The sequence below is a fragment of the Nannocystis pusilla genome (genome assembly GCF_020073745.1).
Lineage (GTDB): Bacteria > Myxococcota_A > Polyangia > Nannocystales > Nannocystaceae > Nannocystis > Nannocystis radixulma.
Map to the genome: position 1 here is coordinate 1 of NZ_JAIRAU010000009.1, position 21,133 is coordinate 21,133.

The 21,133-nt window shown below is 75.1% G+C and carries 15 protein-coding genes; 3 read left to right on the plus strand and 12 right to left on the minus strand.

Annotated features, from left to right (window positions below; translation table 11 throughout):
• From K7C98_RS11185 to fni, 4 genes are all read right to left on the minus strand, one after another.
• Positions 1-700 (minus strand): mevalonate kinase family protein (locus K7C98_RS11185; protein WP_431312829.1); only part of this gene is annotated, 700 nt, incomplete at its 3' end.
• The gene (gene mvaD / locus K7C98_RS11190) at positions 697-1,692 is read right to left on the minus strand and encodes a diphosphomevalonate decarboxylase (RefSeq protein ID WP_224191594.1); all 996 of its coding nucleotides are present in this window, start codon (positions 1,690-1,692) and stop codon (positions 697-699) included. The genes K7C98_RS11185 and mvaD, both read right to left, overlap by 4 nt.
• Positions 1,689-2,612 (minus strand): mevalonate kinase, encoded by a 924-nt coding sequence (gene mvk / locus K7C98_RS11195; RefSeq protein WP_224191595.1) that lies wholly within the window; start codon positions 2,610-2,612, stop codon positions 1,689-1,691. The genes mvaD and mvk overlap by 4 nt, the downstream gene beginning before the upstream one ends.
• A complete protein-coding gene (gene fni, locus K7C98_RS11200; protein ID WP_224191596.1) occupies positions 2,609-3,673 on the minus strand; it encodes a type 2 isopentenyl-diphosphate Delta-isomerase in 1,065 nt (354 codons plus the stop codon). Before fni ends, mvk begins: the two co-directional genes overlap by 4 nt.
• 847 nt (positions 3,674-4,520) lie before the next feature.
• On the opposite strand from fni, the gene K7C98_RS11205 reads away from it, so the two are divergent.
• A complete protein-coding gene (locus tag K7C98_RS11205) occupies positions 4,521-4,928 on the plus strand; it encodes an AraC family ligand binding domain-containing protein (RefSeq protein ID WP_224191597.1) in 408 nt (135 codons plus the stop codon).
• Complete coding sequence (locus K7C98_RS11210; RefSeq protein WP_224191598.1) at positions 4,925-5,578, plus strand: HAD family hydrolase; 654 nt, start codon at positions 4,925-4,927, stop codon at positions 5,576-5,578. The genes K7C98_RS11205 and K7C98_RS11210 overlap by 4 nt, the downstream gene beginning before the upstream one ends.
• Before the next feature lie 207 nt (positions 5,579-5,785).
• Here the strand turns inward: K7C98_RS11210 and K7C98_RS11215 are convergent, their stop codons facing one another.
• From K7C98_RS11215 to K7C98_RS11245, 7 genes are all read right to left on the minus strand, one after another.
• The gene (locus K7C98_RS11215; RefSeq protein ID WP_224191599.1) at positions 5,786-7,129 is read right to left on the minus strand and encodes a D-arabinono-1,4-lactone oxidase; all 1,344 of its coding nucleotides are present in this window, start codon (positions 7,127-7,129) and stop codon (positions 5,786-5,788) included.
• Between the two features lie 10 nt (positions 7,130-7,139).
• Positions 7,140-8,852, minus strand: a complete 1,713-nt coding sequence (locus K7C98_RS11220) for a lipoxygenase family protein (RefSeq protein WP_224191600.1) — start codon at positions 8,850-8,852, stop codon at positions 7,140-7,142.
• Positions 8,853-9,134: 282 nt separating this feature from the next.
• Complete coding sequence (locus K7C98_RS11225) at positions 9,135-13,052, minus strand: hypothetical protein (RefSeq protein ID WP_224191601.1); 3,918 nt, start codon at positions 13,050-13,052, stop codon at positions 9,135-9,137.
• A 116-nt stretch (positions 13,053-13,168) separates the two neighbouring features.
• Positions 13,169-13,741: a hypothetical protein gene (locus K7C98_RS11230; protein WP_224191602.1), complete on the minus strand. Its 573-nt coding sequence runs from the start codon at positions 13,739-13,741 to the stop codon at positions 13,169-13,171.
• A gap of 25 nt (positions 13,742-13,766) precedes the next feature.
• Positions 13,767-14,144, minus strand: coding sequence for a hypothetical protein (locus tag K7C98_RS11235; protein WP_224191603.1), 378 nt, complete (start codon positions 14,142-14,144; stop codon positions 13,767-13,769).
• Between the two features lie 249 nt (positions 14,145-14,393).
• Positions 14,394-15,170 carry a hypothetical protein gene (locus K7C98_RS11240; RefSeq protein WP_224191604.1) on the minus strand — a complete coding sequence of 259 codons (777 nt, stop codon included), beginning with the start codon at positions 15,168-15,170 and terminating at the stop codon, positions 14,394-14,396.
• Between the two features lie 5 nt (positions 15,171-15,175).
• Positions 15,176-17,383, minus strand: a complete 2,208-nt coding sequence (locus tag K7C98_RS11245; RefSeq protein ID WP_224191605.1) for a hypothetical protein — start codon at positions 17,381-17,383, stop codon at positions 15,176-15,178.
• Between the two features lie 84 nt (positions 17,384-17,467).
• Here K7C98_RS11245 and K7C98_RS11250 point away from each other — a divergent pair, with 84 nt between their 5' ends.
• A complete protein-coding gene (locus K7C98_RS11250) occupies positions 17,468-18,616 on the plus strand; it encodes a hypothetical protein (RefSeq protein WP_224191606.1) in 1,149 nt (382 codons plus the stop codon).
• A gap of 96 nt (positions 18,617-18,712) precedes the next feature.
• Here the strand turns inward: K7C98_RS11250 and K7C98_RS11255 are convergent, their stop codons facing one another.
• The gene (locus K7C98_RS11255) at positions 18,713-21,097 is read right to left on the minus strand and encodes an alpha-amylase family glycosyl hydrolase (protein ID WP_224191607.1); all 2,385 of its coding nucleotides are present in this window, start codon (positions 21,095-21,097) and stop codon (positions 18,713-18,715) included.
• Positions 21,098-21,133: the final 36 nt, after the last annotated feature.

A 21,133-nucleotide genomic window follows, 5' to 3' on the forward strand; every position in this document is an offset into this window, starting at 1 on the left:
CGCGGATGGCGGTGAGGCCGGCGTCGGGGTCGGGGTCGGCGCTGGTATAGGCGGCGCGGAACTGGTCGGCGGCGCGGCGCAGCAGGTCGGTGGCCGCGGCGTGGCCGGCGGGGTCGCGCTCGCCGGCGGCGCGGACCTGCTGCACGAACGAGGCGGTGATCGCGGGGGCGCCGGCGTCGAAGAAGCCGACGTGCAGCCACGCGGGGTGGGCGACGGCGACGGGGGCCTCGCCGCGGGTGAAGGCGATGGTCCCGCCGAGCACGGCGCAGGCGACGTCGGCCCCGCTGCCGCCGCCCTGGACCTGGGCGTGGGCGGTCTGGGCCAGGCGCAGGGCGACCGCGCGGACCTCGGGGTCCTCGGGGTCGAGGCCGGCCTCGGCGAGGTGGAAGCCGACCACCGCGGCGACGGCGGCGGCCGAGCTGCCGAGGCCGAGCTTGCGCGCGCCGGCGGCGAACGAGCCGGTGTCGACGCTGGTCAATGGGCCAGGTGCGAAAGTACCTGTGCGTTCGGACAGGTACGCACGGACATGCGCGTAGGCGGCCTCGGTCAGCGGCGAGGCCGGCGGGCGGTCGGGGTCGTCGCAGTGGGAGGCGACGGCCCGGCGGCCGACGGCGGTGACGAGCGCGGTGGCGCCGGCGAGCACGGCGTACTCGCCGATCAGGAACGCCTTGCCGGGGGCGGAGACGGCCAGGCGGGTCACGCGAGCACCTCGACGGTCGGGTCGGGGCCGGGGCCGACGAGGTCGACGGCGTGGACGCCGGGGACGTCGCGCAGGCGGGCGGCGAGGTCGTCGGCCTGTCCCGAGAGACAGAGGACCTTGACGTGCGGGCCGGCGTCGCTGGTGACGTAGCCCTGCAGGCCCTCGGCGCGCAGGCGCCACACGGCGTGGACGACGTCGAGGGTGGCGCCGCGCCAGTACACGATCGGCGGGCGGCTGGCCATCATGCAGGCGTGCATCTTGAAGCAGGAGTGCTCGACGATGTCCCCGAGGACAGCCAGGTCGCGGGCGGCCAGCGCGGCCTCGGCGGCGGCGAGGTCGGCCTCGGAGGTGTCGACCCAGGGGCCGTAGTAGGGCGAGGTGTCGCGGCTGCGCTGCATGCCGGCGGTCGAGCCGATCGCCTTGGGCCCGCGCTCGGTGTGGACGATGAGCAGGCGGACGTCCCAGTGCGCCTGCGGGTGCAGCGGGTAGGCCCGGCAGTCGCTGCCGTCGGCCGCGACGCCGCGCTCGAGGCGGACGAAGCCGCCCCACAGCGAGCGCGCGGCCGAGCCCGAGCCGCGGCGGGCCAGCGCCGAGAGGGCCGGGCGCCCGGGGTCGTGGTCGAAGGCGGCGGCGGCCGCGAGCGTGAGCGCGGCGAAGCCGGAGGCCGAGCTGGCCAGGCCGGCGGCGGTCGGCAGGAAGTTGCGCGAGACGACCTCGCACGGCGGGCGCGGGCCGGCGTGGCCGGCGGCCTGCCACACGCGGTCGAGCTGGCGCAGCACCTTGCCGGCGACCTCGCCCGAGGCTGGCTCTTGGTTCAGGGTGAAAGAGTCATGTCCTGCGGGACAGACGGTGGTCTCGCTGCGCAGGCGGTCGAGGGTCAAGGACAGCGAGCCGACGGCCGGCAGATTGAGATCGGCCGGCGACGAGTCGCGCTTGCCCCAGTACTTGACGAGGGCGATGTTGGTGTGGGCGACGGCGCGGGCGCTCTTCATGACGCGGCGACCTCGACGAACAGCGGGCGGAGGGAGGGGAAGGCGGCGGTGAGGCTTTCGGGGGCGTCGCCTGCGAGGGCGAGCAGGCAGCCGCCGCAGCCGGCCCCGGTGAGCTTGGCGCCGCGCGCCCCGGCGGCGCGGGCGTCGGCGGCCATGCGGTCGAGCGCGGGCGACGAGACGTCGAGCGCGCCGAGCAGGCCGTGGGCGACGTCGAAGAGGACGCCGAGGGTGTCGAGGTCGCCGTGCTCGATGGCGTGGATGCCCGACTCGACGGCCTGACCGACCGCGATCAGCACCGGGCGGACGACGCTCGGCAGGTGCTCGAGGCGGCTGCGGCAGCGCGCGACCTGATCGGCGGTGCTGCGCGGGATGCCGCTCGGGATGATGCACAGCGGCAGCGGGGCGCCGGGGCGGATCTGCCGCGGCGGCTCGCCCCGGACGTAGCGCAGGACGCCGCCCTGGGCGGCGACGCGGCTGTCGAGGCCCGAGGGCTCGCCGTGGAACACGCGCTCACCGGCGAGCGAGGCGGCGACGACGTCGTCGAGGCTGGCACCTGGCCCATAGACCAGGCGCGCGAGGGCCACGGTGAGCGCGGCCGAGGAGCCGAGGCCGGCGCGCGGCGGCAGGGCGCTGCTGCCCCGGATCGCCCAGCCGGTGACGGGGCCGTCGCAGTGGGCGAGGACCTCGAGGCAGGCGCGCGCGACCGGATGATCGCTGCCGGGGTGGAGCTCGAGGTCGAGGTCCCAGGCGGGGATCGTGAGCGTGATCGGCAGGCGCGGGTCGGATCGCGGGCTCGCCTCGAGGACGATGCCCTGCGGCAGGCCGGCGGCGACGGCCGGGTAGCCGTAGACGACGGCGTGCTCGCCGAGGACGATGACCTTGCCGTGCGCCTCGGCGCGGGGGTGCAGCGGGATGGTCATCCGCGGCGCTCCGGGATCCAGCGGGCGAGGGTGGGGCCGAGCACCCGCGGGGCGCGCTGAAGATCGGCGATCGTGCGCGAGCCGGTGAGGAGCATGATGCTGCGGACGGTGAGGACGACGCGGCGGAGGAACGCGACCACGCCGTCGTAGCCGCCGGCGCGGTGGGCCTTGAGCACCGGCGCCGCGAGGCCGCCGGCGGTGGCGCCGAGAGCGACGGCGCGGGCGACGTCGCTGCCGGTGCGCAGGCCGCCGGTGGCGACGATGCCGCGGAAGCCGAGGCCCTGGACCTGCAGCACGCTGGCGGCGGTGGGGATGCCCCAGTCCCACAGCTCGTCGGCGAGGGCCCGCTCGTCGGGGTCGACGGCGCGGTGGGCCTCGACGGCGACCCAGCTGGTGCCGCCCGAGCCGCTGACGTCGAGGTGCTCGACGCCGACGCTGCGGACCCGCTCGGCGACGCCGCGCGACAGGCCGCAGCCGGTCTCCTTGACGACGACCGGGATGTGCAGCTCCTCGACCAGGCGGCGCAGGGTGTCGAGGCCGCGCGAGAAGTCGCGATCGCCGCCCGGCTGGACGATTTCCATGGCCGGGTTGAGGTGGATGCACAGGGCGTCGGCGCCGGTGTCGCGGCACAGCGCGGCGATTTCGTCGGTGCTCATGCCGCGGGCCTGGACGATGCCGAGGTTGCCGAGCAAGAGGACGTTCGGCGCGTGCTCGCGGACCTTGAAGGTGTAGGCGGTGTGCGGGCGGACGAACATGGCCCGCTGGCTGCCGAGGCCGAAGCCGAGGCCGAGCTGGTCGGCGGCGCGCGCGAGGTCGCGGTTGATCGCCGCGGCCTCGTCGGTGCCGCCGGTCATGGCCGCGATGACGACCGGGGCCGCGAGCCGCTTGCCCAGCAGCTCGACGCCGGCGTCGATCTCGTCGAGGTGCATCTCGGGCAGCGCGTCGTGCACCAGCTCGACCTGCTCCAGCAGGCTGGTCTTCTCGCGGAAACCGACGTTGTCGCCGGCGCACAGGGCGAGGTGGTCCTTCTTGCGCTGCGAGATGTCGAGGCGGTCGGCCATGAGCCAGGGCAATGTAGCTGCTAGCCCCAGGGGGCCGCCCGCTCCGCCGCGCGCCTGCCCGTGCGGAAACTCGTTCGCGCGGCCGGATGTCGCGGAGAGCGGGCGCTCGCGCCGCCCGGGCCCGTGATCCGCAGCACAGGACCGGTGGACTTCGGGTGATCCCGCAGCCGCGTCGGCGCGCGCGTGCGAGCCCGGCGAACCGCGTTTCAAGGACATGTCGGATCGGGCATGGCCGAACGGTCATGTCATTCCCGGGCGACGTCCCCGTGCCGCGCCTGGAGACACCCGCCGGGTCGTGTCGGTCGATCGGCTCGTCGCCGGCGACGGGCGCTCGGGACCGGGGCGAGCGGAGCGGCGAGCCGCGGGGCGCGCGGAGCAGGCGAATCGACCTGGCGCTCGGGACAGGCACGAGGGCGAAGAACATGGCGTTTGGGACAGGTGATCGGCGGCGCCTCGCGGGCTGTTTGAAAGGACAGAGTCGGTCGGGGCGCGGCGGACCGCGTGAGCGGAGCGAGGACCGGCGCGGCGCAGCTGCCGGGGCGAACGCGCTCGGCCTCGACTCGAACGTCACGACGGCCGCGTACCCCCGACCGATCGGCGGCGAGCGTGCGCGCCTGCGACCAGGCGGACGATCGCGCGGCGAATCGCAGCTTCGCCGCCGTGTCGCGCAGGGCGAGCGGGCGACGAACCATCTGGAGCCGAGCGGTCGCCTGCGCCGTCTGCCCGCCGCCACCGCACCGGGCTCGCCCCGGCGCGCCGGCGACAGGCCGCGCCTCGCGTGCGTGAGCGAGACGGTGGGCGCGCGCAGTTGCGCGGGGCGGCCGAGTCGCGCTACGGATCGGGCGCGATGCACCCGACGCAAAAGCTCCCCAACGGGGTGACCGTGTACAAGTGGCCGCACAACGTCGAGCCGAGCGCGGAGTCGGTGGCGGCCGAGATGGCGCGGTTCGGCTTCCGCAGCTACGACCTCCAGACGGTGCCGCCGTGGTTCTTCCGCAGCCGCCACGCGCACGACGAGGAGGAGATCCGCGGGGCGGTCAGCGGGGTGACGACGTTCCACTTCGACGAGGGGCCGGTGACGCTCGAGGCGGGCGACATCCTGATCATCCCGTCGGGGGTGCAGCACGAGGTGCGCAGCCACAACGGGCGCACGTTCTCGGCGTACAAGGGCTCGCGCAGCGGCGAACGCCACGTGACGGAGCACGGCGACGGCCGCGGCAGCGTCGAGGACCTGACGCGCGGGGGCGAGTCGTGACCCACCTGATCGCGCTCGACCTCGACGGCACGCTCGAGGACAGCCGCGACGACATGGTCGCGGCGGTGCTGCGCGTGCGCGCGAGCTTCGGCCTGTCCGAACAGCCAGGTGACCGGTTCCGCGGCTTCGTCAACGCCGGGATGGACCACCTGTACCGCAACTGCTTCGCCGACTACGTCGGCGCGGGCGGGACGGTCGACGACGTCCGCGCGGCCTACGAGGCCGACTACCTGGCCCACATCGCCGACTCGACCCGGCTCTACGCGGGGATCGGCGACGCGCTGGTCGAACTGGCGGCGCTCGGCTGCCTGGCCTGCGTGACCAACAAGCCGCAGCGCCTCAGCGCGGCGCTGCTCGAGGCGCTCGGGGTCGGGCGCCTGTTCTCGGCGGTGATCGGCGGCGACACCTGCCCCGAGAGCAAGCCGAGCCCGGTGGTGCTGGCGGAGGCCTGCCGCCGGGTCGGACGCACCGGCCAGGCGCTGATGATCGGCGACTCGGCGGCCGACGTGAAGTGCGGGCGCTCGTTCGGGGCGACGACGATCTGGTGCGCGTGGGGCTACGCGCCCGACCCGGGGGCCGAGGTGCCGCACCACACGGCCCGCACGCCGGGGGAGCTGCCGCGGCTGGTGCGCTCGCTCGTCGCGGGCTGAGGTCCGCGTCGTGAGCGACGGAGCCGCGGCGCGCTGCGGGGCGATCATCAGGCGGCGGCGAACAGCGTCGGTGTGCGATCCCGGCGTGGTCGTGGAAGAGCGGTCGGCGGATCCGCGAGAGCGGCGCGAGAATATGTCCTTTGTGACATGTCGAGATGGACATGTTCATGGGGGCATGCCTCGGAGAGCATGCCCTTCAGGACATGCTCAAGGGTGCAGCTGGAACACGGCGTCCTCGAGCCAGTCGTTGAGGAACAGGCCGCGGGGGTCGAGGGCGGCGCGGTGGGCCAGGAAGGCGTCCATCTTGGGGTAGCGGGCGCGGACGTCGCGGGGGCGCAGCATGTACTTGCCCCAGTGCGGGCGGGCGCCCTCGATCGCCAGCATCTCGGCGGTCCAGGCGTCGTAGAAGGCGTCGGCGTCGCGCGAGGTGCGGGTGGTGACGACCTCGATGTCGCAGATCGCCCGGGCGTGCGCGGGGGCCAGCAGGGCGGCGCTGGGGCCGATGAAGCGGGCGTGCACGACCATGTTGACGGGGAAGCGGGCGGCGCGGGCGAGGCGCTCGATGAGGCCGATCGTGCGCCGCCAGGCCCGCTCGGCGTCGGCCAGCGGGACGCCGTAGGACATGTCCCAGCAGCGCGGGTAGGCCCGCTGGTAGTGGAAGGCGCGCGAGGCCGGGGCGACGGCGCTGCCGGGGGTCATCGACAGCTTCGGCGCCAGCTGCATGAACGCGGGCGTGAGCTCGGGGGCGACGCGGCCGAGCAGCGGCAGCACGGCGTTGCAGGAGGCGAAGGTGCAGGCGTAGGTGAAGGCGAACTTGAGCCGCTGGCTCAGCGAGGCGCCGGGGTCGGGCGCGTCGGTGCGGCGCATCAGCTTGCACCACATGCGGTCGGTGAAGGGGAACCAGTAGAGCTCGAAGAATTCGTAGGTGCGGGCGAGGTCGGGCAGGTCGGCGAGCACGTCGTCGATCGCGATCATGCGGTCCTCGACGTGGAGGTGGAACTCGGGCCAGCAGCGCATGGTGACGTCGTGGACGACCCCGAGCGCGCCGAGCGAGCAGCGGGCGGCGTCGAACAGCTCGCCGTCGGCGGCGCTGAGGTGGTGCACGTCGCCGCGGGCGTCGACGAGGGTCATGGCGACGACCTCGTCGGACATGGTCGAGGTGCCCAGGCCGGTGCCGTGGGCGGCGACGGCGATGGCGCCGCCGACCGAGATGTCCTGGAAGATGGTCGGCGAGATCAGGGTGAGGCCGCGCGACTGGGTGAACTGCACGAGGTCGCGGACGGTCGCGCCGGCCTCGACGCGGATCGCGGGGGCGCCGTCGTGGCTGGTCTCGTGCATGCCGCGGAGCTGGCCGAGGTCGATGAGGCTGCCGCTGGTGGGCACGAGCGGGCTCCACGAGCACGAATTGCCGAGCGGGCGGATCCTGCCCTTGCGACCGGCGAGGCGCACGGCCTCACGCAGCTCGTGCAGGCCGCGCGGACGGTACAGATCGGCGGTGCAGGCGAGGTTGTCGTTCCAGTTGCGCCACTTGTACTGCGGGATCAGCTGCACAGTTCACCCGTCAGATGTTGATGCTGTTCGGGACCAGCCGCGGCAGCAGGTACGGGTACGGCCGCGGTCGGGCGTGGTTGCGCTGCTCGATCTCCCGCTCGATCGCGGCGAGGTCGGCGACGAGCCGCGCGATCGCGGGGCGCGCCGCGGCGACGTGCCCGAGCTCGAAGCGGCTGTAGTCGCCGAAGCGATCGAAGCGGTAGCAGGCGATCTGGTTGTTCTGGAACTGGTCGGCGCCGAGGGCGAAGGGCGGGAGCGTGGCGGCGATCCGGGCGGCGTCGACGACCTCGTGCTCGCGCGGCGGCGGGCGGTAGGCCGCGCCGGGGAACGCGGGGACGTAGGTGAAGTGGTCGGTCTGCGGGAAGTGCACGGCGGCGTGGCCGGGGCCGGCGATGAAGAGGAATTGGGCGAGGAGCTCGACGAGGACGTCGAGGCCGTCGAGCCGCAAGCCGGGCAGGAGGCCGCGCAGGCGCCCGCCGTCGTCGGCCTGCAGCTCGGCGACGAAGGCCTGCAGCTCGGCATCGTCGCGCACGGCGGCGTCGTCGCGGTAGTACGTGCGCACGTAGGCGGCGACGAAGCGGCGCAGGACGGGGGTCCACAGGCGGGCGTCGTCGCGCCAGGGGTACTCGCGCGGGCCGTCGCCGACGCCGCGGGCGGCGAGGTCGGCCTCGAGCTCCTGCTCGCGCACCGACCAGCGCTCGTAGCTGCGGACCATGATGTTGCGGGTCTCGGGCAGCTCGCCGGCGTAGAGGTTGGCGAACACACCATCTGGCTTTTGGAGCAGGTTGAGGGCGGCCCGGTTGACGGCGATGGTGTGCTGGGTGTGCGGCCGCAGCAGCACGTGGATCGGGTGCGAGGGCGCGAGCTGGCGCCGCATGCTGACCGCGAACGGCTCGGCGACGTAGTGGTGGCGGTAGATGTGGCTCGACATCGCCTGCAGGTTGAACTCGGCGATCTCGACGTAGGTCTTGGCGAGGGCCCAGCGCGGGCTGCCGTCGCGCAGGTAGACCGGGTTGGGCTCGGCGGCGCCGGGCTGGTCGACGCGGATCGCCACCGGCACGAGGTCGCACAGCGGATCGCGGCCGGGGCGCTGGCAGAACAGCGCGACCGGGGCCGGCAGGTACTTGCCGCGCCAGCGCGAGTCGCGACCGACGAGCGCGCCGGGGGCGAGGCTGCGGGCGAGGAGCTCGAAGTCGGCGACGAACAGGTTGCCGGCGGCGTGCTCGGCCGCCAGCGTGGCGCCGTCGCCGAGGACCTGCGCGAGCTCGGCGTCGCCGAGCGGGAGGCGCCGGCGCAGGTCGTCGAGGTCGCGCACGCGCGCGAGCAGCAGCGGGTTGGGGCCGTCGATGCGGTTGCGCGCGAACAGGCCGTCGCGCTGGTGCTCGGTGACGGCCGGCGGCGCGTGCAGGCCGAGGCGCGGGCTGAACAGGTCGCGGAAGCCGTCGAGCTTGTCGACGCCGCCGACGGCGGCGCGCAGGCGGTAGAGGAGCTTCTTGGCCTGGGCGTCGGCGACGGAGCGCAACAGGTGGGGCAGGTACGGCAGGGCCCAGCGCAAACTGTAGAGCTCGCTGAGCGGGAACTCGCCCGCGACGGCGATCGGAGCGAGCGGGTTGTCCTCGCGGCGGGCGTAGGTGTAGCGGGTCCGGGCGACGGCGAGAGCCCGGCGCCTGGCGGCCGGATCCGGGGCGTGCTGCGGCAGCGACGGCGCGGGTTCGGGCTTCATCGAGCTCGACCGTAGCACGCGGATCCAGGGGCTGACCTCGGGGCGGGCCTGCCCTGCACACACCCGCGTTCACGCCCCGCGTCCTCGCGGGCCCCCGGGCGAGGTCGCGGGGCCGCAGCGAACGCGGGCCTGTTTCTCGGGACAGGTCACTGTCGTCGCGCTCGCGGCCGGCCTCGCGCGGGTCCGCGCCGCGGCTAGCGATCGAGAACATGTCCCCGAGGGCAGGGCCTTCAGGGCATGTCCTCGAGACCCTGTCCCTCAGGGCAGGGCCGCGGGGTCAGGTCACGAGGTGCGCTTGCGGCGGGTGAACGAGCGGATCAGGGCGGCGACGTTGGCGCGGACCTGGGGGTCGGTGCTGAGGCGGTAGCCGGGGGTGCGCATGGCGGCCGGCACGAGCGGGAGCAGCTGGTCGTTGAGGGCCTTCTCGGCGCGGGCGTCGACGATCTTCTCGATCAGCTCGGCGACGACGGTGTCGCCCTCGAAGTCGAGCTCGAAGCGGGCGGCGCCGAAGTCGTAGTGCAGGCCGCAGACGAGGAAGTTGAGGCGGGCCGGGCCGTCGATCACGAGCGCCGGCTCGGCGGCGATCCGCAGGCGGCGGTCGTCGAGGCGCATGCGCACGCTGGTGCCGGGCTGGAGCAGGACGTCGACGAGGGAGTGGTGGAACACCAGGGTGCGGCCGCGCTCGTCGACGGGGAAGCGATCGAGCAGGCCGCGCACGCCGGAGGCCCCGGGGTCGCCGCTGTCGCCGATCTGGCGGCGGATGAGCGCCTCGACCAGGGCGTTCTCGAGCTGGCCGAGGCCGCCGACCTGGACCTCGCCGGTCTGGAGGTGGTAGCGGGCGCCGCGGAGCTGGATCGCCAGGCGCAGGCCGGGCATGCGCGCCGACAGGCCGCGCTCGCTCTCGACGGCGGCCTCGACCTCGCTGGCGGTGAGGGTGACGGTGTCGGCGGGGTCCATCGACAGCGTGAACTCGCCGTAGTCGCCGGGCAGGCGGGCGCCGAACACGGCGAACCGCGTGGGGTCTTCGGGGGGCGCGGGCGGCAGCGGGGGGCGCGGGAGGCCGAGCCGCTGGGCCCACACGGGCGGCAGCCGGGGCGCGACGAGGACCTTGTAGAGGTGCGAGAGCACGGCCTCGGTGACGGGGCTGACCGCGGCGGCCTCGTGGTAGGCCTGCTCGGTGATGCCGCTGATGTCGAGCTTGACGGCGGCGTCGCTGCTGCGCAGGCCGAGGTCGTGGAGGTAGAAGTCGGGCAGCCAGTCGAGCGCCTCGCCGGTGACGAACAGGCCGGCGGCTGACCGAAGGGACAGGCCGCCGTTGTCGAGGTGGAGGTCGATCGAGCCGCCCCTGGCGACGCAGATCTTGAGCGGGCCCCACGGCTTGCCGGCGCCGAGCGCCAGGAGGGTGTCGTGGCCGGCGCGGGGCGAGCGATCCTTGGGCCAGAAGTGGCGCATGAACTCGGCGAACAGCGCCCGCATGGCGTGGCTGACGAGGCGCTGCGCGAGCTCGCCGGCGGGCGGCGAGGCGTCGACCTCGAGGGTCCACGGCAGGAAGGTGAGGTCGACGCTGCGGACGGTGAGGCCGAGGCCGAGGCCGAGGACGCGCACGGTGGCGCCCTTGCCGAAGCCGATGTGCGCGCCGCTGCGGCTGAGCGAGACGTCGACGGTGCGCGCGGCGTCGGTGGCGACGCGCACGGCGCCGAGAGGGCCGAAGGTGTTCTCCCACACGACGAGGCCGGGCGGGACCGGCAGCGGCGGCGGGACGGGGGCCGCCGCCGGGAGCGCGAGGCGGCGCAGGACCTCGGCGAGCGGCCCGGGGGGGACGAAGCGGGCGAACAGGCGGCGCAGGACCTCGTGCATCAACGCGCCGGCGGGCGGGTCGCTCAGCAGCTCGAGCGCGGCGGCGGCCGGGCGGTAGCGCAGGGCCTCGATCCGGAGGTCGCCGAGCAGGGCGGTGCCTTCGGGGACGAGCTGCAGCGGGGCCCCGGCGCGCAGCTCGAGCGCGTCGGGGCTGCGCGTGAGCGCGAGGCCGGCGCCGGCCGGCAGCTCGAGGCGGACGCGCGCGCCCTTGCTGGCCTTGGGGACATGTGCCAAAAGCCAGGGCTCGTCGCGCCCGACCTGCGGGGCCAGGGGCAGGTGCGGGCGCACGCGGGCGAGGCCGTACTGCTCGACGCAGCGGGCGACCACGGCGGACAGGTAGTCGCCGAGCGGGACGTCGGTGTCGGCGCGCAGGGCGGTGGCGGCGATGTCGTGGTCGACGGCGGCGACGCGGAGGGCGAGGCGCAGCTCGGGGGCGACGACGGCGAGGCGCTGCCGGCTGGTGACGCCGAGGTCGGTGGGGCGGAGGCGGGCGGTCAGGACGTCGGCGGGGTCGAGGCGGACGTCGAGCGGGCCGACGACGGGGACCTTGACGCTGGCGGCCAGCGCGGGCAGCTGCTGCTCGAGCGCAGGGTCGAGCTGCGGGCCGCCGTCGCCGCGCACGCCGAGGATGGCCGGAAGGACAGGTGCGGCGCGGACCCGGATCAGCTGGGCGAGGGCGAGGGCGCCGAACTCGCCGAGGTCGGGGGTGGTCTCGGCGGCGACGCTGCCGTCGGCCCAGCGGTACTCGAGCCGGTGGATGTCGGCGTCGGGCAGCATCGGCAGGCCGTGGAAGCGCAGGCGCAGCCCGGCCGTCGCCTCGACGACCAGCGCCTCGCTGCCGTGGCGGACGTGCACCTCGGCGCCGGCGTCGGTGGTGAGCTCGACGCCGGTCCGCGGGTTGAAGGGCTGACGCAGGATCAGCAGCGCGTCGGCGTCGCCCCCGGGGACGAGGCCGAGGCGGCCCAGCAGGTCGAGCGGGAGCCGGGGGAGGACGCGGGCGTCGAGGAAGCGGCGCAGCAGCGCGCGCATCAGCGGGCCGAGCGGGGGGTCGGTCTGGACCTCGAGGCGGACGGGCGGCTCGCCGGGCGCGGCCGCGACCAGCAGGCCGCGGACCAGCCGCAGCTCGGCCAGCTCGGGCAGCTCGTCGGCGTGGACGGCCAGGCCGCCGGGGGCCTCGAAGCGGACGCCGCCGGCGGCGCGGGTCAGCACGAGCTCGCGCTCGGCGAGCAGCGCCAGCTCGCCGCGGGCGCCGAGCGGGATCCGGGCCAGGACGCGGGCCCCGGGCGGCGGCGCGCCGCCGTGCAGGCGCGCGGGGACGATGGCGGCCAGGCGGGCGCGCAGGCCGGACGCTGGCGCCGAAGACATGTCCCCAGGAGCATGCCCGGAGGGACCGGTCTCGATGGGCATGTCCGTAGAAGCCTGGTCGGAAGGGCCGGTCGAGGAGGACAGGTCCGAAGGGGCATGGCCGGAGGGACCTGTCGAAGAGGACAGGTCCGCGGGGGCCTGCGCGGAGCGACCGGCGCGCCGGGGCTTGCGGCGCGGGCGCGGCTGGCCGCGGAGCCGGCGCACGAGGTCGACGAGGCGGACGCGCCGCTGCTCGTCGGCGAACAGGTCGTAGCCGGGGATGGTCATGGCCGCCGGGAGGCGGCCGCGCAGCCAGCGGGAGGCGATCCAGGCGGCGAGGCGCAGGATGGCCCGGCGGACAGGTCCGGTCGGACCGGGATCGATCTCGAGGCGGGCCGGGCCGAACAGCAGGCGGACGGCGAGGATCGGCAGGGCGAGGCCGAGGACCCGGAGGAGCGCGGGCCGGCTGAGCGCGACCTCGGCCCGGTCGCCGCGCAGCTCGGCGGTGAGGCGGGTGTCGCCGTGGATCCACGCGCTGCTGGCGAGCGGGCCGCGCCACAGGCGACGGGCGCCGCTGGCCGGATCGGCGGGGAGGTTCTGCGCCAGGTGGTCGAGGAGGCTGCGGCCGGGCTGCCAGGCGAAGCCGCGGCGCAGGGCGATCCGGACGGCGACGCCGGCGGCAGCGAGCAGGAACGGGCCGATGGCGTCGGCGTCGGCGGTGACTGTCCCGTAGACCAGGTCGAGCCGCGTGCGCCGGACCTCGACGGTCGGCAGGTCGGGGACGCGGGCCAGGAGGGCGCTGCCGGGCTCGATCTCGAGGGCCTCGGCGTCGAGCGCGAGGCGCAGCGGGGCGCCCAGCGCGAGCTCGAGGTCGAGGGGACCGACGACCGGGATGTCGAGGCGACCGAGAGCTTCGCGCGGGACGTCGGCGCCGGCCGGGGCCCTGGGCCCGTCGTGCGGGCGCCGATAGCCGGGGACGTGATCGTCGGGGCCTGCCATGCTCAGGGTGTATCGGATCTGGCGGACGTTGGGCAGACGGAGGCGGTAGATCGGGCCGCTGCGAGGCGACTCGCAGCGCCGGAAATGCGGCGACGGACGAGCGGCGGTGTGCGCGCTCAATCGCCCGTGCCGCGGCGAAACGGGGCCGCAGGGGCGCGCTCGTGCGGGACGGCGATCGGGGTCAGCGTGGCCTCGACGAGCATCCGCAGCGCGCGTTGCTGGCGACGCAGGCTGCTGCGATCGGCGGCGAGCAGGCCGACGACGATCAGGAACGGGACGAGCAAGGTTGCGGCGACGACAGGGCCGGCGATCGCTATCTGGAATGCGGCCATCGCCAGGCCGAGCGCAATGATATACGCGAATGCGGTGCGCGTGAGCGGGTGGAGGCGGAAGCGGACGACGACGCGCGCCCCGTCGTCCTGCGGGGTCAGCTGGACCTCGCAGATGGCCCGCGTGCCGGGGCGCCAGGCGCCAGGATCGGCGGTGAGGTGGAAGCCGTGTTCGCTGCGCTCGAGCGCGTAGCCCGGGTCGGCGCCGTGGCCGGTGTGCTCGCGCAGCAGGGCGACCTCGGGCGCGGCGAGGAAGCGGTCGACGACGGCGGCCGGGGTGGCGGCGACGGTGAACTCGAGGGTGGCCGGGACGCGAGCGAGGGCCCTGGGACGGCGCGCGGGGAGGTCGGACGGCGACATGAGGGGCCGACCCCGCGCGAGCGACCTAGCCCTTGGGCAAGGACTTTTTGACCAGGTCGCTGGCGACCACGGCGAGCTTGCCCGCGGCCTCGGCGACGGCGGCGCTGGTGCCCATGGCGCGGACGATGCCGGACAGGGCGGTGGTGGCCTGGCGCAGGGCCTCGAGCTCGGTGCGCGACAGCGGCAGCAGCTCGACGACGACGAGGCTGACGCGCTGGTGCTCGTCGCGGAGGACGCTGATGCGCTCGTCGAGGCCGCGGATCTGGTCGTTGATGGCGCTCCAGCGGGAGGGCTGCTCGTACGGATCGACCTGGTCGAGCCGCTGGCGCATGCGCTCGCTGGCCTCGCCCAGCCGCGCCAGCGCCTGCGACAGATCTTCGATGAGTTCGTGTTTGTTGCTCATGCCGACGTGTCCCGCGGGTCGCGGACGGGAGGCCGCGGCGCCGGTCTTCGCCCGCCGCGCTGCCCTCGATCGCTGCCGCCTGTCCGCCACGTCGCAACACTACGCAACTCGCCGCGACGGCGCCAGCCGGGGCGAAGCGGGGCTGACTCGCCGCGGGCGCGCGGGCGACGTCACGGCGACGTGTCGCCGCGCGGGACGCTGCGTGGCGAGCGGCGCGGGCGTGTCGGCGAGCGGATGCGTCGCGTCGCGTCACGGTGGGGTGTTGCCGAGCGGAGCCGGCGTGGTGAGAGGCGAGGGGACGCTGGGGTCGCGGTGCGATTCGGGCGGCTCGCGCTCGTCGGGGCCGCGCGGCGGCGCGGTGGGATCGTCCGGATCGCCGGCGGGCGGGTTCGTGATGGTACCGGGGCCGGTGACGCCGTTTCCGCTGCTGCTGCTGCCGCCACCCCCGCCGCCCGAGCTGCCGCCGCTGGACGTGGCCGCGCCGACGGTGGCGCGGACGTCTTTGAGCCCGGCGTCGACCTGCTGGCCGACGATCGCGCCGTACTCGACGTAAAACCGCGCGCCGTCGAGGAAGCGCGGCGGGCTGGCGAGGACCAGCAGCTGCTGGACGAAGCGGTGCAGCGCGGCGCGGTCGATCGTGAGGCCGTGCGTGCGCGCGAGCACCGACTCCTCCCACTCGTAGGAGCGATCCTGCACCGCGGCGGTGGCGGTGGCGGCGGCCACGAGGGCGTCGTAGAGGGCGAGCTGCTTGCTGCGCTCGGGATCGCTGGCGATCTTCCAGAAGTGGATCGTGCGGGCGTTGAACTGGCCCTGCTCGGCGATCTGCTGCTGGCGCTCGACCAGGTTGCGCTGGCGCAGCTGGGCCACGGCCGCGCGCGAGGCCGCGAACTCGGCGGTCTCGCGCTCGAGCCGGCCGCCCGCCTCGGCCAGCACGGCGGCCTGGGCCCGCATCTCGCGCTGGGCGCAGCCTGGCGCGAGGGACAGGGTGAAGAGGACAGGGCCGAAAGTCCATGCTCGTGAGGACATGTCGATCACGGGGCGAGGACGGCCCCGGCGAGCACGCCGAAGCCGACGGTGGAGACGATGAGCTGGGCGAGGGCCTCGGGCGCCATGCCGCCCCGGGTGAACCTGACCAGCTCGGTGACGCCGGCGGCGAGGTAGACCTGGCGCAGGGCCATGGCGGCGCGCGAGCGGAGGATGCTGGCGTCGTGGCGGACGCCGAGGTCGAGCACGTCGGCGCGCTTCTCGTTGGCGCGGCCGAGGGTCCAGGCGTTACCGTAGGCGACGAGCGACTTGGTGAGCTCGTCGCGGCACTTGCCGGCCTCGTAGGCGGGCATGAGCGCCTGCAGGGTGCAGCCGGCCCGCTCGAGCCTGGCGAGGCCGGCGTGGGCCTCCATCAAGAAGACGGCCTCGTCGAGCTGAGCGGCCAGCTTGGCCCGCGCGAGCCGGAGCCGGCGCTCGGCGAGGGCGATGGCCTCGACCAGGGCGTCGTGCTCGACCCGCAGGGTCTCGCGGATCAGCGCCAGCACGGCCAGCTCGAGGGTGCTGACGGTCTGCTCGAGGCGGTCGATGCCGGCGATGGTGGTGTGGACGATGCGGGCGAACCGCGGGGCGCTGGCGAGGGCCTCGGCGGCCCTGGGGTCGTCGTCGGCGGCGGCCTTGCGGCGCGCTCGCAGCTGGCGCGCCTCGATCAGGGCGTCGACGGCCGCGAGCTGCTCGGCGAGCTGCTGCCGCCGCCCGAGCTCGGCCAGCGGCCGCAGGTCGTGGGTGACGAGCAGCGGCGGGATCGGGACCTCGGCGAGCTCGGCGAAGCGCGCCTGCAGGACGGCGTCGTCGCAGCCGCCAGAGGTGACGTCGAGGGCGCCGGGCGAGGAGGCATTGGTGGCGGTGCCGGTCGAGCCGGCGGTGGGCGCGGGGCCCTGCGGGAGCGAGGCCGCGCCGGCGGTCGTCGTGGCGGGCGCGCGGGCGGCGGGCGTCGGGGACGTGCTCGCGGGCGCGGCGGGATCGGGGCCGGCGGCCGGGGCCAGGGCGGCCCAGGGCTGGCCGAGCAGGCCCGCGCCGGGGAACAGCGCGGCCTGGCCGATCGGGCCGGTGAGAGCGGACAGGTTCAATCGGCCATGTTCTTCAGAACCTGCGCCGAAGGGCATGTCCGTGGAGACATGCGACGGAAGACCGGTCCCCGAGGACATGGTGCTCGGGACAGACGCGGCGGCGACCGAGGCGGGGCGATCGGGCGCGGGTGCGGGCTGGGCGGTCTTGCCTGGCTCGGAGGACAGGCCGGGCGTGGCGGGGTCGGGCGAGGCGGGCGGCCGGCGCAGCGGAGGCGGGGGGATCGGCTTGAGCTTGCCGGTCTGCGGCTCGGGGGCGGCGCACGCCTGCTTGGCGGCCTCGTAGGCGTGGAGGCGGCGGGCCAGCTCGTCGTTGTGCTGCCGCAGGGCGTCGTGGACGTCGAGCAGCTGGCCGACCAGCCCGCCGAGCTCGCTCGGGCCGCAGGCGGGGCCGTTGCAGACGACGCGATCGCGCAGGGCCTGGAGGTTGGCGCGCCGCTCGTCGCACAGCCGGCCCTGGCGGTCGCTGCTGGCTTGAAGGACAGGTGCATGGCCGGGGCGATCGAGGACGGGACAGCCGGGGCCGGCGGCGTCGGCGGAGCCGAGGCGCAGGGCGCGGGCGGCGAGCTGGTGCTCGTTTACGGCGCGGGCGAGTCGGCTCTCGGCGCTGTCGGGTCCCTTCCAGTGGCGCTGCAGGGTCCGCAGCTCGCGCAGGAGGTCGGCGGCCGGATCGGGGCCGGCGGCGACAGGGGCCCTGGTCTTGCTGCCGCTGACCGGCGCGGGCGGGTCGGACAGCGGGAAGGCGTGGCCGGTGAGGGCGTGCAGGCGGGTCGAGATCTTGCTGCAGAGGGTGGTCCAGCCGTCGCCCTTGAAGCGCGCGCGGCAGCGCGTGAAGTAGAGGACGGCGATCTCGGGGTCGGTCTCGCCCCTGGCGCCGAGGATGTCGAGGAGATCGCGGTTGCGGCCGACTTCGGCCCACGCCTGGGCGGCGGCGACCTCCTCGGTCAACATGGTCTGCGACTGCCCCAGCTCCTCGGCGAAGCCGTCGACGAGCCGCGCGGCCTTCAGCTCGCCGTCGGCGCCCTCGGCCGAGGCCGCGTCGCGCGGACGGTGAAGGTGCAGCCCGCAGCCGAGGGCCGCGACCATCACCACGGAGAGAAAGGGCGGGACGAACCGAAGCCGAGCGGGCACGGAGGCCCAGCACTGTGGCACGGCAACGCCGCACAAGCCAGCGCCCCCGCGGCGCGAGCCCGTGGGGTACGATCGCGCCCGACGATGGCGCCGTACTCGGGCCCGGAACCAGGTCGCGGCTCGCCCGGCGCGCTGCGGCGGCTGCACGACCGCCACGCGGAGCGCCTGCGGACGGCGGCGCGCTGGCTCGGGATCGACGATCACGAGCGCGACGCGGCCGTGACACGCTGTTTCCGGGCGATCGCCGAAGCTGTCCCCGAGGACAGCGCGGTCGGCTGGGCGGCGCTGATGCGCGCGCTGGCGCGGGCGCGCCCGTCGGACGTGCCGCCGGGGCCGCGCGCGACCGGCGAGGCGGCGCTGCTCGATTTCCTCGCCGGCCGGACCGCGGAGGAGCGAGCGGTGTTCGCCCTGGCCGAGCTCGGAGGCTTCGACGCGGTCCAGCTGGCGCAGGCGATCGGGGCCCCGCCGGCCGCCGGCCAGGCGCTCATCGTCGGCCTGCGCCGCGCGTTCGCGGCCGACCCCGCGGTGGCGGCGGCGGGCGGCCCGGCGACGGTGCTGGCCGAGTGCGTGGTCGTCGACCGCGCGCCGCCGGGCTGGCGGGCGCAGGCCTGGGCTGAACTTCTGGGCATGTCCGAAGAGGCAGGAGATCCGGGGATCCCGCGCGCGGCGATCGTGGGGGTCGCGGCGCTGGCCCTGGCGGTGCTGGTGGTGCTGCGCCCGCGCCCGCCCGCGCCGGGGCCCGAGCCCGCGCTGGCCTCGGGCCCGACGGTCGAGCGGCCGCCGCTGCACGAGGTGCCGGAGCCGCGGCCGGAGCCGACGATCGAGGCGCCGCCGCTCCTGGGTGAACCCAAGGACATGGCGAAGAGTTCAGGTCGCGAGCGCCAGGTGGTGGTGCGCAAGGGCAAGAAGAAGGGCGGCGGAGGCGGCGCGCGCAAGGAGGCGCTGGCCCAGCGCCTCGCGGCCGCCGAGGCGCGCGACCCGGGCAACGTGATCGTCGAGCTCGAGATGCTCGGCGCGGCCCGCAAGGCGCTGAAGTCGTCCCCCCACCAGGCGCTGGCGTACGCGGACCAACACGCGCGCGACTTCCCGAACAGCCAGATGGTCGAGCAGCGCGCGGAGCTGCGGGTCCGGGCGCTGTGCGCGTTGGGCCGCGCGGCCGAGGCCCGCGCGGAGGCGCAGCGACGCGCGTCGGCGAAGGTGCAGACGGCGCTGCGCGAGGGCTGCGGCGGATGAACGGGGGGACGCGAGCGGGCGGCTCGGACCCGCGCGACGCGGATGTCTGCGAGCACATGGCGATAAGGCCATGCTCTCGAGGACATGTTCATAGGATCATGGCGCGAAGACCAGCGAGCCGCCGGCGGGGATCGTGAAGTCGAGCTTGCCGAGCGCGGTCACGGTGGCCTTGTCGCCGGCGAGGACGTCGGTCAGCTCGGTGGCGGCGGCGAAGCCGAGGGCCGGGCCGGCGTCGACGCTGACCATTTGCGGCGCGCCGGCGCGGGTGAGGGCGACGATCGCGGCGTCGCCGTCGGCGATCTTGCGGCCGAACACCAGCGTGTCCTCGTCGGCGAACAGCGGCACGTAGGCGCCGCGGCGCAGCGGCGCGAGCTGCTGGCGGGCGGCGCCGAGCTTGCGCGCGTGCTGCAGGGTGGCCAGCTCGTCGGCCGACAGCTCGTCCTCGGGGCGCCACATCAGGCGGTTGTTGGGGTCGGCGCCGCCCCACTGGCCGTACTCGTCGCCGTAGTAGAGGAGCGGAGCGCCTGGCAGGCCGAGCAGCCAGGTGAGGCCGAGGCGCGTGCGCCGGTACGGCTCGGGGTCGTCGGGCGCGAGGGCGGTGTCGTCCCACTGGTTGCCCGGCACGCCCTTGTCGTGCTGCGCGTCCTGACCGCGGTAGTCGGCGTGGCTGACGAACCGCGGGGTGTCGTGGCTGCCGATGTACGGCGTCATGATCGCGCCCTCGGGCCAGCGATCGAGGCCGTGCCGGACCCAGTAGTCGGCGTGCAGCATGCCGGCGTCGCCCCAGGCGAAGGTGCGGTAGCTGACGCCGTGGTAGAGGACGAAGTCGAACTGGCCGTCGAGGCCGAAGGGGCCGATGTAGCGGGCGATCGTGCCGTAGTTCTCGTCGTTGCACGGGTCGGCGCAGTCGCTCCAGCCCATCGCCGTCTCGCCCATGAGGAAGTACTTGGTGCCGGCGCGCTCGAAGCCCTCGCGCACGGCGGCGGCGAGGTTGCGCGTGGCGGCCTCCTCGACGTGCTTGACGGCGTCGACGCGCAGGCCGTCGAGGTCGAAGCGGTCGAGCCACCAGGTGGCGTCGGCGACGAACTGGGTGTTGGCCTCGGTGACGCTGTGGTCGATGTCCGGCAGGTAGTCGGCGAACATGCACTCGAGGGCCTTCTCGGTCCAGTCGCAGCCGGGGGTGCCGCACACGCAGCCGGTGCGGAACCACTCGGGGTGGGCCTGCATGTACTCGTGCTCGGCGTGGACGTGGTTGATCACGAAGTCCTGGAGGATCCGGATCCCGTGGCGATGTGCCTCTTCGACCATGGCCGAAAGGGCAGCCTCGCCGCCGAGCCGCGGGTCGACCTCGCGGGCGCGGATCGGCCAGTAGCCGTGGTAGCCGGTGACCCAGTGGACGTTATCGGCGGCCTTGAAGGCGGCGTCGGGGTTGGTCTGGAACGGGGTCAGCCAGATCGCGCGCACGCCGAGCTGATCGAGGGTGCCGTCGGCGATGGCCTCGCGCAGGCCGTCGAGGTCGCCGCCGTCCCAGTCGCCGCGCGGATCGGCCATGGGCGTCGGCCCCGGATCGCCGCCGGGGTCGCCGTCGCGGAAGCGATCGGTGACGACCATGTAGACCAGCGCGTCGTCCCAGCGGAACGGCTCGGCCTCGATCCAGAACGGCAGGAGGATCGGCTCGCTGACCTGGCCGTCGGCCGACGCGACGCGGAGGACGACGCGGTGCTTGCCGTCGGGCAGATCGCCGAGCGCGACGGTGATGTCGCCGGTCACGCCGTCGACGACGAACTCGCCGTCGGTCAGCGGGCGCTCGTCGCTGCCGGTGCGCAGGAGCGCGCTGTAGGCCGCGGGATCGGGCCCGGCGCCGCCGATGCCGTCGACGTAGCGCAGGCTGGCGTTCCAGGTGCCGGCGCCGGGGCCCGGCCGGGCGGCCTCGGCGGCGGCGACGTCGACGCCGGGCCTGCGGCAGTCGGGCACCAGGACCGCGGAGTTCTCGGTCCCGTCGACGTACTTGCGCCGGCCCTGGCCGGGGTCGAGGACCCACTGGGTCGCGCCGCCCTGCTCGTAGACGACCTTGTAGGCGTGCAGGCCGGGCGCGAGATCGACTGTTCCTTGATACATGCCATCCGGGTCAGGTCCTTCGAGCCATGTCGCAGAGTTCAGGTCGAATCCGACCCACTCGCCGACCACGCCCGGGCCGGTGGCGCCGGGCGGCGGATCGAAGCGGAAGCGCGTCGGACACACGAGATCGCCGCCGCCGGTGGGATCGTCGGTGGTCGGGTCGGTGCCGGTCCCGGTGGTGATGCCGGTGGTGGTCGGCTCGGGCGTGGCGGTCGAGGCTGCGTCGGTGCCCGGGAAGCTGCTCGGGTTGTTCGTGAGTCCGCCGGTGGTGGGGCCGTCGCTGTCGCCCGCCGGCGGCGCGCCGCTCGAGCAGGCGCCGGCGAGCAGCAGGGCAGGGACGAGGCGGATCGACGGGCGCTGCATGCGGCCGACGATAGCAACACGCCGCGCGGCGAGACA